The organism is Pseudomonas sp. GD03903, from assembly GCF_029840045.1.
In the GTDB taxonomy this organism is placed as follows: domain Bacteria; phylum Pseudomonadota; class Gammaproteobacteria; order Pseudomonadales; family Pseudomonadaceae; genus Pseudomonas; species Pseudomonas pseudonitroreducens.
This window is the reverse complement of record NZ_JAOCBT010000006.1, coordinates 11,376-26,451: the sequence shown is the minus strand read 5'-3', so window position 1 is coordinate 26,451 and position 15,076 is coordinate 11,376. Positions and strand designations below refer to the sequence as shown.

Below are 15,076 nucleotides of genomic sequence, written 5' to 3'. Positions count from 1 at the left end.
ACAGGCCCTGAGATGACCGATTACAAAGCCACTCTGAACCTTCCCGAAACCGACTTCCCGATGAAAGCCGGCCTGCCGCAGCGCGAGCCGCAGACCCTGAAGCTCTGGAACGACATTGGCCTGTACCAGAAGCTGCGGAAGATTGGCGAAGGTCGCCCGAAATTCATCCTGCACGATGGCCCGCCCTACGCCAACGGCAGCATCCATATCGGTCACGCGGTCAACAAGATCCTCAAGGACATCATCGTCCGCTCCAAGACCCTGGCCGGCTACGACGCCCCTTATGTGCCGGGTTGGGACTGCCACGGCCTGCCGATCGAGCACAAGGTCGAGACCACCCACGGCAAGAACCTGCCGGCGGACAAGACCCGCGAACTGTGCCGTGAATACGCCGCCGAGCAGATCGAAGGGCAGAAGGCCGACTTCATCCGTCTGGGTGTGCTGGGTGACTGGGACAACCCCTACAAGACCATGAACTTCTCCAACGAGGCTGGCGAAATCCGCGCCCTCGCCGAGATGGTCAAGCAGGGCTTCGTGTTCAAGGGCCTGAAGCCGGTGAACTGGTGCTTCGACTGCGGTTCGGCCCTGGCCGAGGCGGAAGTCGAGTATGCCGACAAGAAGTCCGACGCCATCGACGTCGCCTTCCCGGTGGAAGACGAAGGCAAGCTGGCTGCCGCCTTCGGCCTGGCCAGCCTGCCCAAGCCGGCCGCCATCGTCATCTGGACCACCACCCCCTGGACCATTCCGGCCAACCAGGCGCTGAACGTTCACCCTGAATTCACCTACGCCCTGGTCGATACCGGCGAGCGCCTGCTGGTGCTGGCCGAGGAGCTGGTCGAGTCCTGCCTGCAGCGTTATGGCCTGGAAGGCAAGGTCATCGCTACCGCACAAGGCGAAGCGCTGGACCTGATCCGTTTCCGTCATCCGTTCTACGAGCGCCTGTCGCCGGTCTACCTGGCCGAGTACGTCGAACTGGGCGCCGGCACCGGCGTGGTTCACTCCGCCCCGGCCTACGGTGAGGACGACTTCCGTACCTGCAAGCAGTACGGCATGGTCAACGACGACATCCTCAGCCCGGTGCAGAGCAACGGCGTGTACGTGGCCGACCTGCCGTTCTTCGGCGGCCAGTTCATCTGGAAGGCCAACCCGAATATCGTCGACAAGCTCGACGAAGTTGGCGCGCTGCTCAAGCACGCGGCCATCAACCACAGCTACATGCACTGCTGGCGCCACAAGACCCCGCTGATCTACCGCGCCACCGCGCAGTGGTTCGTCGGCATGGACAAGCAGCCGCAGACCGGCGCAACCCTGCGCGAGCGCGCGCTGGAGGCCATCACGCAGACCGAATTCGTGCCCAACTGGGGCCAGGCGCGCCTGCACGGCATGATCGCCGGCCGTCCGGACTGGTGCATCTCGCGCCAGCGCAACTGGGGCGTACCGATTCCGTTCTTCCTGCACAAGGCCACCGGCGAGCTGCACCCGCGCACCGTCGAGCTGATGGAAGAAGTGGCCCTGCGCGTCGAGAAAGAGGGCATCGAAGCCTGGTTCAAGCTCGACGCCGCCGAACTGCTGGGCGATGAAGCCGCGCAGTACGACAAGATCAACGACACCTTGGACGTCTGGTTCGACTCCGGCACCACCCACTGGCACGTGCTGCGCGGCTCCCACGCCGAGCTGGGCCATGCCAGCGGTCCGGCCGCCGATCTCTACCTGGAAGGTTCCGACCAGCACCGCGGCTGGTTCCACTCGTCGCTGCTGACCGGCTGCGCGATCGACGGCCATGCGCCGTACCGCCAACTGCTGACCCACGGCTTCACCGTGGACGAGTCCGGCCGCAAGATGTCCAAGTCCCTGGGCAACACCGTGGTGCCGCAGACCGTGATCGACAGCATGGGCGCCGACATCCTGCGCCTGTGGGTTGCGTCCACCGACTACTCCGGTGAGATCGCCGTTTCCCAGCAGATCCTCCAGCGCAGCGCCGACGCCTACCGTCGTATCCGCAATACCACGCGCTTCCTGCTGTCCAACCTGTCCGGCTTCGACCCGGCCAAGGACCTGCTGCCCAACGACCAGCTGCTGGCCCTGGACCGCTGGGCCATCGACCGCGCGCTGCAGCTGCAGCGCGAGCTGGAAGAGGCCTACCGCGACTACCGCTTCTGGAACGTCTACTCCAAGGTGCACAACTTCTGCGTGCAGGAGCTGGGCGGCTTCTACCTGGACATCATCAAGGACCGCCAGTACACCACCCAGGCCAACAGCGTTGCCCGCCGTTCCTGCCAGACCGCGCTGTTCCACATCGCCGAGGCCCTGGTGCGCTGGATCGCGCCGATCATGGCCTTCACGGCCGAGGAAATCTGGAGCTTCATGCCGGGCGAGCGCGCCGAGTCGGTGATGCTGACCACCTGGTACGACGGTCTCGCGGAACTGCCGGCCGACGCCGAGCTGGATCGCGCCTACTGGGACGAAGTCATGGCTGCCAAGGCCGCCGTGAACAAGGAACTGGAGAACCTGCGCAGCGCCAAGACCATCGGCGGCAACCTGCAGGCCGAGATCACCCTCTACGCCGAAGACTCCCTGGCCAAGCGCCTGGAGAAGCTGGGCAACGAGCTGCGCTTCGTGCTGATTACCTCCGCCGCCACCGTCGCGCCGCTGTCCGCCGCGCCCGCCGATGCGGTAGCGAGTGAACTGCCGGGCCTGAAGCTGCAGGTGGTGAAGTCCTCCCACGCCAAGTGCGGCCGTTGCTGGCACTTCCGCGCGGATGTCGGCAGCAATGCCGCTCATCCGGAACTGTGCGGTCGCTGCGTCGAGAACATCGAAGGCGCGGGCGAGGTGCGTCACTATGCCTAACGCCGATCGCTTCGGTCGCCTGCCCTGGCTGTGGATCACCGTGCTGGTGTTCGTCCTGGATCAGGTCTCCAAGGCCTTCTTCCAGGCTGAGCTGACCATGTACCAGCAGATCGTGGTCATCCCCGACCTGTTCAGCTGGACCCTGGCCTACAACACCGGCGCCGCGTTCAGCTTCCTCGCCGACAGCTCCGGCTGGCAGCGCTGGCTGTTTGCCCTGATCGCCATCGTGGTCAGCGTCGTGCTGGTGGTCTGGCTCAAACGCCTCAAGCGCGGCGAGACCTGGCTGGCCATCGCCCTGGCCCTGGTGCTGGGCGGCGCGCTGGGCAACCTGTACGACCGCATGGTCCTGGGCCACGTGGTGGACTTCATCCTCGTCCACTGGCAGGACCGCTGGCGCTTCCCGGCCTTCAACCTGGCCGACAGCGCCATCACCGTCGGCGCCATCATGCTGGCGCTGGACATGTTCAAATCGAAAAATTCCGGAGAGACCGCCAATGGTTGATGTCCGTATTGGTGGTGATTCCCAAGTCACCCTGCATTTCGCCCTGAAACTCGAAGACGGCAACGTCGTCGACAGCACCTTCGACAAGCAACCGGCCACCTTCAAGGTCGGTGACGGCAACCTGCTGCCGGGCTTCGAGCAGGCGCTGTTCGGCCTCAAGGCTGGCGACAAGCGCACCCTGACCATCGAGCCGGAGGCGGGCTTCGGCCAGCCTAACCCGGCCAATGTGCAGGTGATGCCGCGCGACCAGTTCCAGGACATGGAACTGGCCGAAGGCCTGCTGGTGATCTTCAACGATGCCGCCAAGACCGAGCTGCCGGGCGTCGTCAAAGAGTTCGACGAGCAACACGTCACCATCGACTTCAACCATCCGCTGGCTGGCAAAACGCTCGCCTTCGAAGTCGATATCATTGATGTGAAATCAGCCTGATCGTGCGGCCGGCCCGGATTCAGTGGGCCGTTTCGCATCAGGCGATGTATTCCTACCGGCCCCTCGTGGGCCGGCTTGCGTAGCACCCGAGGCCACCATGCAAATCAAACTCGCCAATCCCCGCGGCTTCTGCGCCGGCGTCGACCGGGCGATCGAGATCGTCAACCGCGCCCTCGACGTCTTCGGCCCGCCGATCTACGTGCGCCATGAAGTGGTGCACAACAAGTTCGTGGTGGAGAATCTGCGCGACCGCGGCGCCGTGTTCGTCGAGGAGCTCGACCAGGTGCCGGACGACACCATCGTCATCTTCAGTGCCCACGGGGTTTCCCAGGCCGTGCGCAAGGAGGCCGAGAACCGTGGTCTGAAGGTCTTCGACGCGACCTGTCCGCTGGTGACCAAGGTGCACATGGAAGTCGTGCGCTACAGCCGTGACGGCCACGAGTGCATCCTGATCGGCCACGAAGGTCATCCGGAAGTGGAAGGCACCATGGGCCAGTACGATGCCTCCAACGGCGGTGCCATCTACCTGGTGGAAGACGAAGACGACGTCACCGCGCTGGAAGTGCGCAACGCCGAAGCGCTGCATTTTGTCACCCAGACCACCCTGTCGATGGACGACACTTCCAAGGTGATCGATGCACTGCGCGCGAAATTCCCGCACATCCAGGGCCCGCGCAAGAACGATATCTGCTACGCCACCCAGAACCGCCAGGACGCGGTAAAGGAGCTGGCTGACCAGTGCGACCTGGTGCTGGTAGTGGGCAGCCCGAACAGCTCCAACTCCAACCGCCTGCGCGAACTGGCCGAGCGCATGGGCACTCCCGGCTACCTGATCGACGGTGCCGAGGACATGCAGAAGGAATGGTTCGATGGCGTGCAGCGCATCGGCATCACCGCCGGCGCCTCGGCTCCGGAAGTGCTGGTGCGTGGCGTGATCCAGCAACTGCGCGACTGGGGTGCGGAGCCTGAAGTGGAGCTCGACGGGCGGGAGGAGAACATTACCTTCTCCATGCCCAAGGAACTGCGCGTCAAGGCGCTCTGAGCGCGGATTAGTCCTGGCAATAAAAAAGCCCGATCAGTTGATCGGGCTTTTTTGTTGGGCACTTACTTCCAGCAGTCTGTGACGCTGGCGCCTGTAGCGCTTACGCCTTTGACTCCAGCACCGTTGAGCGTGAGGTTGCCGCAGGCTGTATCAGCAACCTGGGAGCCTGCTCGAGTGGCTGTCAGGATGTAGCCGCTGTTATCGGTGCCAACGCTCAAGGTGTACTTCCCGGTGTCCGACTTGACTGCTGTCGAGCTACCGGTGCCCGTGGTGTTGCGCATACCGAGCTTGCCCAGATCGGTAGCGCTGACGACATAGGCGTAGTTCTGCGCGTAGTAGCGCTCCTGCCGCGCGGCAGCGTCATTGAGCATTGACTGAGCTTCACTGCGATTCGCGCGCAGAACATAGTTCGAATAGCTTGGGTAGGCGATGCCCGCCAGGACGCCGATAACCGCGACCACGATCATCAACTCCATCAGCGTGAAGCCTGCGGACATGCTTGCAGAGGTTTTCATCGTGCTTCCTCAGGGATGGCTCGCCAAGTCTGGCGCCCGGTGGAGGTCGGGCCAGAGCTGTACATCATGCCGCTGCCCAGACCTGGAGAGGTGTAAATCTCACCATTGTTGGTAGTGAAACCGCCTGCGCCGGGTTTCTTGTAACCCGACACCACGCTGTTACCACTACCGTAGGTGTCACCATCATTAATGGTCTTGTCATTGTTCAAGTCGAACACGTTGTACTTGGTCCGACCACCTGTGTACGGGTCGAGACCATAGATCCACGAGTCGACACCTTCCTTGCATGGGTCGGCATTGGGAGTCAGCGTGTTGACCAGTAGTGTCGTGCCGCGAGTCGACATCGGGTTGATCATCATTTCGCCGCTCAGGGTGCTCGAGCCATCGATCTTCAGGTCCAGGACCCAACCCCACTTGTTCACGCTGCTGTCCGTCGTGTCGGTGGCGTTGGTGGTGTACCACTGGATCGAGGTCTGACTGACTGTGCGAATACCCTCTACGTTGGTATTGCTGGCGAACGGATTGTTCGCAGCTTCCTCGGTGATGGTCTGGGTAACAAGATTGCTGCGCGCCAGTGCCGGGTTCGGGGCCGAAGTGCTTTGCGCGCGGGTCTTGCGGTCCCAGATGCCGTAGATGCTCTGGGCTCGGGTCGAATCGACGTTGCCGTCAGTGGTTTCGAAGTATTTACCGGTTCCGAAGATCACGAGGTAGCCCAGGGTCGTCGGATGCCGTACCAGCGACGGTGCCGCCATGATGGTCTGTGCAGTCGCGCCCGTAGCGCGGCTGTCCTTGGCGGTGTAGAGCGGCTTTCCACCGTAGGAGACGGCAAAGTCATTGGCATTGCTTGTGGAGTCCACAATCCCCCCGGTGCCGCGCTTGAAGGGATCGGTTCCGCTGTTGTCGCGGGCGCTGGCGGGGAACAGATCGAAGCGCCAGAGGTTGCCTTGCAGGTCGCCCGCGTAGGCGTAGTCGGCCACGCCATCGCTGTTGTTATCGGCCAGCTTCACGCTGGACATGCCGTTGGCCTTGGTATTGTCGCCGGTGACGACCAGCTCCTTGATCATGTCGCCGGTTTGCACGTCCAGGATCATCAGCGATGCCTTGTCGGCGTCGGTTGCGCTCTGGTTTCCGTAGCCGTTGCCGGTGACTACCGCCCATTTGCCGTTGTGCAGGCGGGCAATGGACGGCGTGGGGAAGGTGTAGCCCATGTTGGTGTAGGTGCTGCTGGTATCGAAGCTCTTTTCCCAGAGCAGGGTGATGGCATCCGGATTGGTAATGTCCAGCGCGAACATCGAGCGGCCGCCAGCGCGGAGGGTGCCGACCAGCACGGTATGCCAGGCATCGCCGTAATAGACATCCGATACCACAGGCGTGCCGTCGACAAAGAACTGGTGAGCGCCGCCCTTGTACTTCTTGGCGGGCAGCTTGTAGAGGTTCTCGATCACGGCGCTGGGCACGTAGGAGAAGACTTCGGCGCCGGTGCGGGTGTCGAAACCATGCAGCATGCCGTCGTTACTGCCGACGTAGACCATCGGACGGCGGGCCGGGTTGGCGCCTTCCGCGCTATTGGCGGTACGGAACGCCGCGTACTTGCTGCTTCCATCCGTGGTGGCGCCATCGATTGCGTCGGCAAGGTAGGCCAGATACTTCGGTGTACCGACGAGTACCGGCGACGAGTTGATGATGTCGCCAACGACGCTGCTGCGCTCGCGGAACTGGCCGGAGGCACTGCCTTCGTTGCTCTGGTCGCCACGTACGTAGGCGACGCGCTGCGCACCCTTGGTATCGGCAGTGGAGTTGGTGGTGTCGTAGTCGCGGTTCAGCAAGGTCTGCTGGGCTGTGCTGAGGTTCGCCCAGGTGAAGTCCTTCAGCTTGCTGGTGCCCGAGCTGCTGAACATCTTGATATTGCGGGTCGAGGCCTGCACGCCATTGAGGGTCGTTGCCAGGTCCCAGGATTGGGTGCGAGCCCCATTGCTGTCGATGGTGTATTTGATCAGGTTGCCGGACCAGTCTTCGCTGTTGAACTGGGTCTCGTAGACCTCGCGAGTAATGGTGTCCTCTACCACCGAGGCAGTTACGCCCGGGGCGCTGGCCGATGCGGTGCGGTTACTGATGCGGTTGATGATCGTGCGGAAGGCTTCGACGATCTTGTCCGGGCTGTCGGCGCTGAAGAACTCGCCGCGGGAGTTGATTGCGGTGTGCCAGAGGTCGTAGACGTTGTTGGCGCTGTCCGCACTGGCTGCCGGCCAGGCGGTGCCATTCTTCAGCGCGGTATAGCCTGCGCCACCATAGGTGTCGCCACTCCACGGAATGCCCGGCTTGTCGAGGGCGCTGGTCAGGCCCAGGCCGATGGTGTAGTTCACCAGGTGTTGCCAGGTGGCCGGGTCGTTACGCGGGTCCCAGTACTCGGCGGTCGCATCGCTGGTGTTGGGGGCGACCAGAAGCGGCTTCACATCGTTGTCGAGACTGGTATTGGCGTCAGTCGCCCAGTAGTGGAAGGCCAGGTCGGCCAGGGTGTTCTGGGTCGCGTCGTTGAACGGTGCCTGCTTGCTGTAGGTCTTGCTGTCGGGCAGGGTCGTGTTGTTCTGGTCAGGCTTGAGGGTGGCGCTGGTGGAACCGTTGTCACCGTTCCACATACCGTCAGTCATCATGATCTGATAGCTGGGACGGCAGGCGTAGGTCGGACTTTGCACCGTGGTGCCGCGGCCCCCACTGGAGGTGAACGGGTTGGGGTCATATGCCCAGGCGTCCGAGGTCTTCAGGAACTCGCCGGCACGGCTCATGGCCAGGCGCAACGAGGTGCCGTCCACGAAGGGAACACCCGTCAGCCAGGTGAAGAAATTGCCCCGGTGCTGATCGGAAAACTTGCGGAAGTAGTTCGTGCCGCAGCCGCTGGAGTTCAGAGTGGTGCAGCTGTTCAGTGTCTGCCAGGTCAGGCGGATGCTGGTGGGCAGGCTGTTGAAGGCCAGGTTTGCCGCGCTGAGGGTGGCGAGGGCGCGAGTACGATAGAACGAATACCAGATGGCGAAGTTCTGGCGTTCGTCCGTATTTCCTACACCGGAGGTGGCGGATACCGTAACCAGTCGATAGCAGTTGTCGTCGGCAGTGCTGGAGGTACAGCCAGTCAGGGTCGAGTCATAGACGTAGTAGTACGCCGGTACTCTGCTCTGGGTACGATCTGGGCTGCTGACTGTGGTGGTGGTGGTGGTGGTGGTCGTCGCGTTGACGATGAGTGTGTAACGGTTGCTACTGCCGCTGTTCTTCTTGCAACTGACATAGGCGTAGGTGGTGGTCGTGCTGGTGTCGACCTTGGTGATGTTGCCGTCGCTCCCCGTGGTCGAGTTGGAGTTCGTCGAGGTGTCGGGGTCCACCGTGTTGTTGCTGGGGCAGCTACGCAGGTTGGTACTGTAGGTGTAGTTGTTGGTGACTTGCGGATTGCCCGTCGTGGTGGTCTGGCTCAGGACCCTGGGGCCGAAGTCGGCGTCGGGGTTCTGGACATACTGACGCCAGCCGTAAGTGGGGTCGGTGGAGGTGAAGTTGGAACCGGGGGCGCTGGCTGGGTCAGAGTTGCGTGTGACCCAGTAGGAGGTGCTCAGGTCCGTGGTGCCAGTACTGGTCTTCAGGCCGTTGGAATAGGCCGCCGTGAAGGAAGTCGAGTAGCCCGGATTTGCCCGCGAACCGTCACTGTTCACCTTGGTCGGGATCAGATAGGTCACTGCCGGGTTGTAGTACATCGGGTTGAATACAGCTGCCTTGAAGCGCCGGTAGGCGCCATTGTCACCCATGCTGTCCGGCGCGAAGGCGTAACGCATACTGCCCGAGTCATCCAGGGTGAGGACGAGGTTGGGGGCAACCGATTCGGAAAGGATCAACGGCGACTGCGCGACGTTGAGCAACGTTGCCTGAGCTTGTTGAGTGCCGCCGAACAGTGCCGAGCAGGTCAGCAGGCTGATCGCTGCTTTGCGAGAGAAAGTCGTCAGTTTCATCAACGGTCACCGTTGTCGAAAAGTTTGGCGGTGGTCGAACGCAGGTAAGCGGCATTGCTCGTGGTGGTCGTCGAAGCCTTGGCATTGACTTCGTAACGGAACGTGCCCGTCTGGTTCATCATGTTGCCGTACTCGGGGTTCTCGGCTTCGCCGGATTCCGCACCGCCTGGCGCAGGTAGTGCGTACCAGACGATGGGCATTCTGCTATCGGCTTGCGTACCGTCCTTGGGGTAGTACGCGCGCGACAGACCTGCGGTTGCGAACAGCAGCGAATAGGTGGCGGTGTTATTGCGCAGCTTGAGCAGGCACGGGTCCGGCACGGTGCCGGCGGCGGCTGTTGCGCAGGACGCTGTCGGCTCCAGCGGACGCAAGCGGTTGATCATCGAGTATTCGCCATCGCGCAGACCTGCCTCGGCACCGTTCGACAGGCGCTGCTGTTCCACGAAGTTGGCAGTAATGCGCGACTCCAGCGCCACTTCTCGAGTGCTGGAGAGAGCCAGCAAGGTGACCAGCAGCAGGATAACCAGCGCGATGAACAGCGAGGCGCCGGTTTGCTTGTTCCGCGAGCCGTAAGACTTGCTGAGGGGCTTTGCGGTCATCATGGCGTCAGGTTCCTGAGAGTGACGGTGTTCTGGCTGAATTGATAAAGCTGGCTCTTGTCGGCGTTTTTCAGCGCGGTGACTTCGGCGGCTGTAGCGCCGCTGTAATCCTTCCAGTTCTGCAGGGCGTTGTCGGCAGTGCTGGCATCGCGCACATAGTTGGAGCTGCTGCGAGTCAGCGTGATGAATCGCACAGCAAGAATCGGCTGGGTCGTAGTGGGGCTCGCCGTGTATTGAGTGATGTTGCGCGGGCTGGCGGCGCTACCGACGCCGAAAACGAAGCGAAGGTCTGCCAGGCCGCTCATCATGATCGCGTCCTTGGTGGTGGTGCCGGCCTGGCGTGTGCACACCAGATTGTTGTTGGCACTGTCGAACCAGATCCGCTCTACGAAGTTCTCGGTCGACTTGGTGTAGGGCGATGTGAAGTCGGCGGCGGTTGCGACTGCGTTGCCCTGGCAGTCTCGATCATTGCTATCGCGCGGCTGGTAGCGGATGCAGACCGAACTGGCGCTGATGCGCATCACGGTCTGGCCAGCGGCGAAGTTGCAGCCTGACAGGTTTTCCGCCTTGAATGCCGAATCGATCGGCTCATCCGGGCGGCGGCGGTAACCTGCCTTCGCCAGCTCCTGCTGCAGGAAGATCAGGGAATAGCGAGACCCTTCCTGATTCTCCGACTGGCTCTGCTGGAAGGTATAGCTGCGCTTGTTATCAATGTAGATCTGAGTAACCCCTACGATGAGAAAGCTGCTGATGGCCAGCGCGACCATCAGTTCGATCATCGAGAGGCCGCGCTGCAGGTGTCGGTTGTTCATCTCGAATTCCTAGATTTCGGTGCGCAGGCGGTAATAACAGGTGGTTGCCGTACTGTTATCCATGCACTCTCCGGGCTTGACGGTCCATGCCAGCTGGATCTCTACGGCCGAGCCGTTGCCGCAGCTGTTGGCGTTAAGCGATCGGCAAACGTAAAAGTCGCTGGTGAGCAGCGAGCTGGCACCGGGCAGCAGCTTTCCGGCCTTCTGTCCCCAGCAGGCCAACTGTTCTGACGGAACGTTGGTGGGGGTGCTGCAACCGGCGGTAGGGGCGTCGGGGAAGGCGCTGTTGGCAGCCTTGTAGAACCCCGAGCTTGCTGGCAGGCCGGTCGGGTTGGCACGAATCATTTCGACCAGATCATTGGCCAGCGCGGCGGCAGTGTTGCGCTGCACTGAGTCCTGGGTGTAGCTCACGGTCCGTCCCTGCAGGGCGACCATGCCGAGCACGCCGATGCAGACCAGCACCAACGTGATGAGTACTTCGATCATGCTGAAGCCGCGAATATTCTTCATCGTGGATCTCACGAAGGGGTGCAGGAGCTCAGGGCGGCGCTACCGTCCTTGCCCTGGGCGTTGAGTTTCACGAAACCGCTGGCCTGAATGCTCAGCTTGTAGCCGGACGAGGCCGTGCTGTTCGCGCAGGCGATGAGATCCGCGGAGCCGCTGGCGGTACCATTCGAGCGGAAAGTCAGGCTGGTTACCGATGCCGACACCGTGACGCCGGTGGGTGGGGTAAATGAACGCAGGACAGTTGCACTGGCGTCGGTACAACTCTTGCGAACGCTCCATACGCCGCTGCTGGCACAGATGTTCATGCTCTGATTGTTCTGTACCGCGGCGCTTCGCGCGTACTGAATCAGACTGGCCAGTTCGTTGCTGGCTGATTGAAGGCGGGAGTTGGTGATGGCGGTGCTGAAGCTTGGTAGTGCAACGGCGACGAAGATCGCCGCGACAAACACCACCATCATCAGCTCGATAACGGTAAACCCCGCCGATGCCTTACGGCGCGACATGGCGCATTCCTCGCTTTTTAGATAGCGGCAATGCTGCCTTGTCTTGTGGGAAATGTCCTTTTTCTATGGATGACCGTTCGCGATAGGGCGATATCCGGTCATGTGCGCCAGGGTTGTGTGAACTGTGTCGCTGGGGGACTGCGAAGTCGATCAGCGGGAGCAGAACTCCTCGGTGCTTCCTGATTCCGTGCGAATGCGCCCCACCTTGTTGAACACGACGCGAAAGCTCGACTGACCCTCACCGCAGATGGTCAGTGTGCTCGAGTGAAACGCGCCATTGGGCTGGATGGCGTTGCCGCGTGGGGTGAAGTGAATGTAGCGGCGCGAGGTGTTGTCGGTGCGGATGCTGATGCCGTTCAGTGGGCCGTGGGCGGCGAGCGGTGATAGCGACGACTCTCGTGTTCCGCGGTTGCCGGAATCGGCGAAGACCTCCCAGCCGGCGGCCCAGTCGCCGCTGATTGCGGCGATGCTGGTCGCTTGCCCGCTGTGTGCGGCGGACTCACGGGTGTAGTCCAGGGCGTTGCGCAGCTCCAGGGCGGCAGTACTGGCGCGCTGGTTCTTCAGCATTTCGCTGAATGACGGTGCTGCGATGGACAGGGCGATGGCAAGGATTGCGAGCGTGAAAAGCAGTTCGATGAGGGTGAAGCCTTTTCCCCTGGGCATGGTTCATTTCCGCACGACCGAGATGGGGGAAGTATTGGCGGCGACCCAGTTGGCGCTTGTCGTCGAGTTGGACACGCTGTGTAGGAGTGGTCCGATGCCGCACCGACTTCTGTCTGGCTCCGTCAGCGACTCATGCCCGGTATAGTGTGCGGCCGGCGATGGGCCGTTGAATTTCCTGTGATGTGGGGCGTGGTATGCCGGACATGATCGTAGTGGGCGGTGGCGTAGTCGGGATGCTGACTGCCTGGACTCTGGGGCAGGCGGGCGCCGAAGTGGTGCTGCTGGAAAAAGGCGAGACTGGTCGCGAGGCCTCCTGGGCCGGCGGCGGTATCGTTTCGCCGCTCTATCCGTGGCGTTACAGCGCGGCAGTTGCCAACCTGGCCCACTGGTCGCAGGACTTCTACCCGCGACTGGGCGAACGGCTGCTCGCCGACACCGGGCTTGATCCGGAAGTGCATGTCACCGGTCTCTACTGGCTGGACCTCGATGACCAGGCCGAAGCCCTGGCATGGGCCAAGGCCAATGGCCGCCCGCTTGCGGAAGTGAACATCGGCGCCGTGCGGGAAGCCGTCCCGGTGCTGGGGCAGGGGTTCGAGCGCGCCGTGTACATGTCGGGCGTGGCCAACGTCCGTAACCCGCGCCTGGCCAAGTCGCTGCGCGAGGCGCTGCTGCGACTGCCGAACGTCAGCGTACGCGAGCAGGTCGAGGTGGTCGGCTTCCTCCGCGAGGGTGAACAGGTGAAAGGCGTGCGCACCGAGCAGGGCGATTTCGCTGCTGATGCGGTGGTGCTGGCTGCTGGCGCCTGGAGCGGTGAGCTGCTGGCGAAACTGGGCCTGGTGCTGCCGGTCGAGCCGGTGAAGGGGCAGATGATCCTCTATCGCTGCGCCGCGGATTTCCTCTCCAGCATGGTGCTGGCCAAGGGTCGCTACGCGATTCCGCGCCGCGACGGGCATATCCTGGTGGGCAGCACGCTGGAGCATGCCGGTTTTGACAAGACTCCGACGGGCGATGCCTTGAGCAGCCTGCGCGCCTCGGCGGAAGAACTGATTCCCGCGCTGGCGGCCAGGGAGCCGGTGAATCACTGGGCCGGATTGCGCCCGGGCTCGCCGCAGGGTATTCCCTTCATTGGCGAGGTGCCCGGTCATCCGGGGCTGTGGCTGAACACCGGCCACTACCGTAACGGCCTGGTGCTGGCGCCGGCGTCCTGCCAGTTGCTGGCGGATCTGATGCAGAAGCGCTCGCCGATCATCGAGGCGGCGCCGTACGCGCCAGAAGGGCGCCTGGTGGCGACGCCCATCGTCTAGGGGCGGCTGGGGATCAGTCGATCCCCAGTTTCTTCAGGCGATAGCGCATGGAGCGGAAGGTCAGGCCCAGGCGCTGCGCCGCCGCAGTGCGGTTCCAGCGAGTCTCTTCCAGAGCCTGCATGATCAGCTTGCGCTCGATGTCCTCGAGGTAGTCCTCGAGGTTGTCGATCTGCGCGAGGCTCGCTTCGCCACCGCTGTCCGCAGTGCTGGTCTCGGCCAGTCGCAGGTCGTGGGGCTGGATGACGTCGTCCTCGCAGAGCGTGTAGGCGCGCTCCAGCATGTTCTCCAGCTCCCGCACGTTGCCTGGGAAGCGATAGCTCTTGAGCTTCTCCAGCGCGTCGGCGCTGACCGAGGCCGCCGCCAGCCCGCTGTCCCCGGCGAGGCGTTTGAGTACGCGATCGGTCAGCAACGGGATGTCTTCCCGACGCTCGCGCAGGGGCGGAACCCGCAGCTCGATGACGTTCAGGCGATAGTAGAGGTCCTGGCGGAAGCGCCCGGCGGCCACTTCAGCGGCCAGGTCCTTGTGGGTCGCGCAGAGAATGCGCACGTCCACCGCGACTTCCTGCTGGCCACCCACGGCGCGCACGGCCTTTTCCTGGATGACCCGCAGCAGCTTGACCTGCATCGGCAGCGGCAGGTCGGCAACCTCGTCGAGGAACAGGGTGCCGCCGTTAGCCGCCTGGAACAGGCCGAGCTTGTCTTCCACGGCACCGGTGAAGCTGCCTTTCTTGTGGCCGAAGAACTCGCTTTCCATCAGCTCGGAGGGAATGGCGCCGCAGTTGACCGGCACGAAGGTCTGCACCTCCCGTGGGCCCTGCTCGTGGATCAGCCGCGCCACCAACTCCTTGCCGCTGCCGGACTCGCCGCTGATGTACACCGGTGCCTGGCTACGGGCCAGCTTGGCCACCTGGTTGCGCAGTGTGCGCATGGGCGGGGAGTCGCCGAGCAGGCGGCTGTCCACCGGGGCTTCCTCGGCTTCCGGCGCGCGCAGGCGCAGGGCGGAGTTCACCAGCTCGCGCAGGCGGGCGAGGTCCACCGGCTTGGTCAGGAAGTCGAAGGCGCCAGCCTTGAGCGCCTGTACGGCGGTGTCCAGGCTGCCGAACGCGGTGATCATCGCCACCGGCATCTGCGGATGGCGCTGCTGGATGTATTGCACCAGGTCCAGGCCGGTGCCATCGGGCAGGCGCATGTCGGTGAGGCAGAAGTCGAACGGCTCGCGGGCCAGGAAGTCGCGGGCTTCCTTGACGTTGCGGGCGCTGCGGGTATCCAGCTTCATGCGGCCGAGGGTGATTTCCAGCAGTTCGCGGATATCGGGTTCGTCGTCGACGATCAGGGCTTTTTGACGGCTCATGTTCTTTGCGTCTTC

Annotated in this window: 13 protein-coding genes; 5 read left to right on the top strand and 8 right to left on the bottom strand. The window is 62.9% G+C overall.

Annotated features, from left to right (window positions below; all coding sequences use genetic code 11):
- Window positions 1–12 precede the first annotated feature (12 nt).
- The 4 genes from ileS (at window position 13) to ispH (ending at window position 4,821) form a co-directional block, all read left to right on the top strand.
- Complete coding sequence (ileS, locus tag N5C91_RS11020) at window positions 13–2,847, top strand: isoleucine--tRNA ligase (protein ID WP_279829606.1); 2,835 nt, start codon at window positions 13–15, stop codon at window positions 2,845–2,847.
- The gene (lspA, locus tag N5C91_RS11015; RefSeq protein WP_226045990.1) at window positions 2,840–3,349 is read left to right on the top strand and encodes a signal peptidase II; all 510 of its coding nucleotides are present in this window, start codon (window positions 2,840–2,842) and stop codon (window positions 3,347–3,349) included. The genes ileS and lspA overlap by 8 nt, the downstream gene beginning before the upstream one ends.
- Window positions 3,342–3,779 (top strand): FKBP-type peptidyl-prolyl cis-trans isomerase, encoded by a 438-nt coding sequence (fkpB, locus tag N5C91_RS11010; protein WP_279829601.1) that lies wholly within the window; start codon window positions 3,342–3,344, stop codon window positions 3,777–3,779. The genes lspA and fkpB overlap by 8 nt, the downstream gene beginning before the upstream one ends.
- A gap of 97 nt (window positions 3,780–3,876) precedes the next feature.
- The gene (gene ispH / locus N5C91_RS11005) at window positions 3,877–4,821 is read left to right on the top strand and encodes a 4-hydroxy-3-methylbut-2-enyl diphosphate reductase (protein WP_279829599.1); all 945 of its coding nucleotides are present in this window, start codon (window positions 3,877–3,879) and stop codon (window positions 4,819–4,821) included.
- A 62-nt stretch (window positions 4,822–4,883) separates the two neighbouring features.
- On the opposite strand, the gene N5C91_RS11000 is transcribed toward ispH, so the two are convergent.
- The 7 genes from N5C91_RS11000 to N5C91_RS10970 form a co-directional block, all read right to left on the bottom strand.
- Complete coding sequence (locus N5C91_RS11000; protein ID WP_279829597.1) at window positions 4,884–5,336, bottom strand: type IV pilin protein; 453 nt, start codon at window positions 5,334–5,336, stop codon at window positions 4,884–4,886.
- The gene (locus N5C91_RS10995) at window positions 5,333–9,322 is read right to left on the bottom strand and encodes a PilC/PilY family type IV pilus protein (protein ID WP_279829595.1); all 3,990 of its coding nucleotides are present in this window, start codon (window positions 9,320–9,322) and stop codon (window positions 5,333–5,335) included. The genes N5C91_RS11000 and N5C91_RS10995 overlap by 4 nt, the downstream gene beginning before the upstream one ends.
- Entirely contained in the window at window positions 9,322–9,924 is a 603-nt protein-coding gene (locus N5C91_RS10990; protein WP_236200424.1) for a PilX N-terminal domain-containing pilus assembly protein, read from the bottom strand. Before N5C91_RS10990 ends, N5C91_RS10995 begins: the two co-directional genes overlap by 1 nt.
- Window positions 9,921–10,733, bottom strand: a complete 813-nt coding sequence (locus tag N5C91_RS10985; RefSeq protein ID WP_276574805.1) for a PilW family protein — start codon at window positions 10,731–10,733, stop codon at window positions 9,921–9,923. The genes N5C91_RS10990 and N5C91_RS10985 overlap by 4 nt, the downstream gene beginning before the upstream one ends.
- A 9-nt stretch (window positions 10,734–10,742) precedes the next feature.
- Window positions 10,743–11,243 carry a type IV pilus modification protein PilV gene (pilV, locus tag N5C91_RS10980; protein ID WP_279829591.1) on the bottom strand — a complete coding sequence of 167 codons (501 nt, stop codon included), beginning with the start codon at window positions 11,241–11,243 and terminating at the stop codon, window positions 10,743–10,745.
- 8 nt (window positions 11,244–11,251) lie between these two features.
- Window positions 11,252–11,743 (bottom strand): GspH/FimT family pseudopilin, encoded by a 492-nt coding sequence (locus N5C91_RS10975; RefSeq protein ID WP_236200421.1) that lies wholly within the window; start codon window positions 11,741–11,743, stop codon window positions 11,252–11,254.
- Between the two features lie 150 nt (window positions 11,744–11,893).
- On the bottom strand, window positions 11,894–12,406 hold the full coding sequence (locus N5C91_RS10970; protein ID WP_279829588.1) for a GspH/FimT family pseudopilin: 513 nt from the start codon (window positions 12,404–12,406) through the stop codon (window positions 11,894–11,896).
- A gap of 194 nt (window positions 12,407–12,600) precedes the next feature.
- Between N5C91_RS10970 and thiO the strand changes: the two genes are divergently transcribed.
- Window positions 12,601–13,710, top strand: coding sequence for a glycine oxidase ThiO (thiO, locus tag N5C91_RS10965; protein ID WP_279829586.1), 1,110 nt, complete (start codon window positions 12,601–12,603; stop codon window positions 13,708–13,710).
- A gap of 13 nt (window positions 13,711–13,723) precedes the next feature.
- Here thiO and N5C91_RS10960 read toward each other — a convergent pair whose 3' ends face one another.
- Window positions 13,724–15,061, bottom strand: a complete 1,338-nt coding sequence (locus N5C91_RS10960; RefSeq protein WP_236200418.1) for a sigma-54 dependent transcriptional regulator — start codon at window positions 15,059–15,061, stop codon at window positions 13,724–13,726.
- Window positions 15,062–15,076 lie beyond the last annotated feature (15 nt).

Bases quoted from the DNA above. Each gene is read 5' to 3' on its own strand.
- pilV (WP_279829591.1), bottom strand. From the start codon at position 11,243: ATGAAGAATATTCGCGGCTTCAGCATGATCGAAGTACTCATCACGTTG.
- N5C91_RS10985 (WP_276574805.1), bottom strand. From the start codon at position 10,733: ATGAACAACCGACACCTGCAGCGCGGCCTCTCGATGATCGAACTGATG.
- N5C91_RS11000 (WP_279829597.1), bottom strand. From the start codon at position 5,336: ATGAAAACCTCTGCAAGCATGTCCGCAGGCTTCACGCTGATGGAGTTG.
- N5C91_RS10990 (WP_236200424.1), bottom strand. From the start codon at position 9,924: ATGATGACCGCAAAGCCCCTCAGCAAGTCTTACGGCTCGCGGAACAAG.
- fkpB (WP_279829601.1), top strand. From the start codon at position 3,342: ATGGTTGATGTCCGTATTGGTGGTGATTCCCAAGTCACCCTGCATTTC.
- ileS (WP_279829606.1), top strand. From the start codon at position 13: ATGACCGATTACAAAGCCACTCTGAACCTTCCCGAAACCGACTTCCCG.
- N5C91_RS10960 (WP_236200418.1), bottom strand. From the start codon at position 15,061: ATGAGCCGTCAAAAAGCCCTGATCGTCGACGACGAACCCGATATCCGC.
- N5C91_RS10995 (WP_279829595.1), bottom strand. From the start codon at position 9,322: ATGAAACTGACGACTTTCTCTCGCAAAGCAGCGATCAGCCTGCTGACC.
- lspA (WP_226045990.1), top strand. From the start codon at position 2,840: ATGCCTAACGCCGATCGCTTCGGTCGCCTGCCCTGGCTGTGGATCACC.
- N5C91_RS10975 (WP_236200421.1), bottom strand. From the start codon at position 11,743: ATGTCGCGCCGTAAGGCATCGGCGGGGTTTACCGTTATCGAGCTGATG.
- N5C91_RS10970 (WP_279829588.1), bottom strand. From the start codon at position 12,406: ATGCCCAGGGGAAAAGGCTTCACCCTCATCGAACTGCTTTTCACGCTC.
- ispH (WP_279829599.1), top strand. From the start codon at position 3,877: ATGCAAATCAAACTCGCCAATCCCCGCGGCTTCTGCGCCGGCGTCGAC.
- thiO (WP_279829586.1), top strand. From the start codon at position 12,601: ATGCCGGACATGATCGTAGTGGGCGGTGGCGTAGTCGGGATGCTGACT.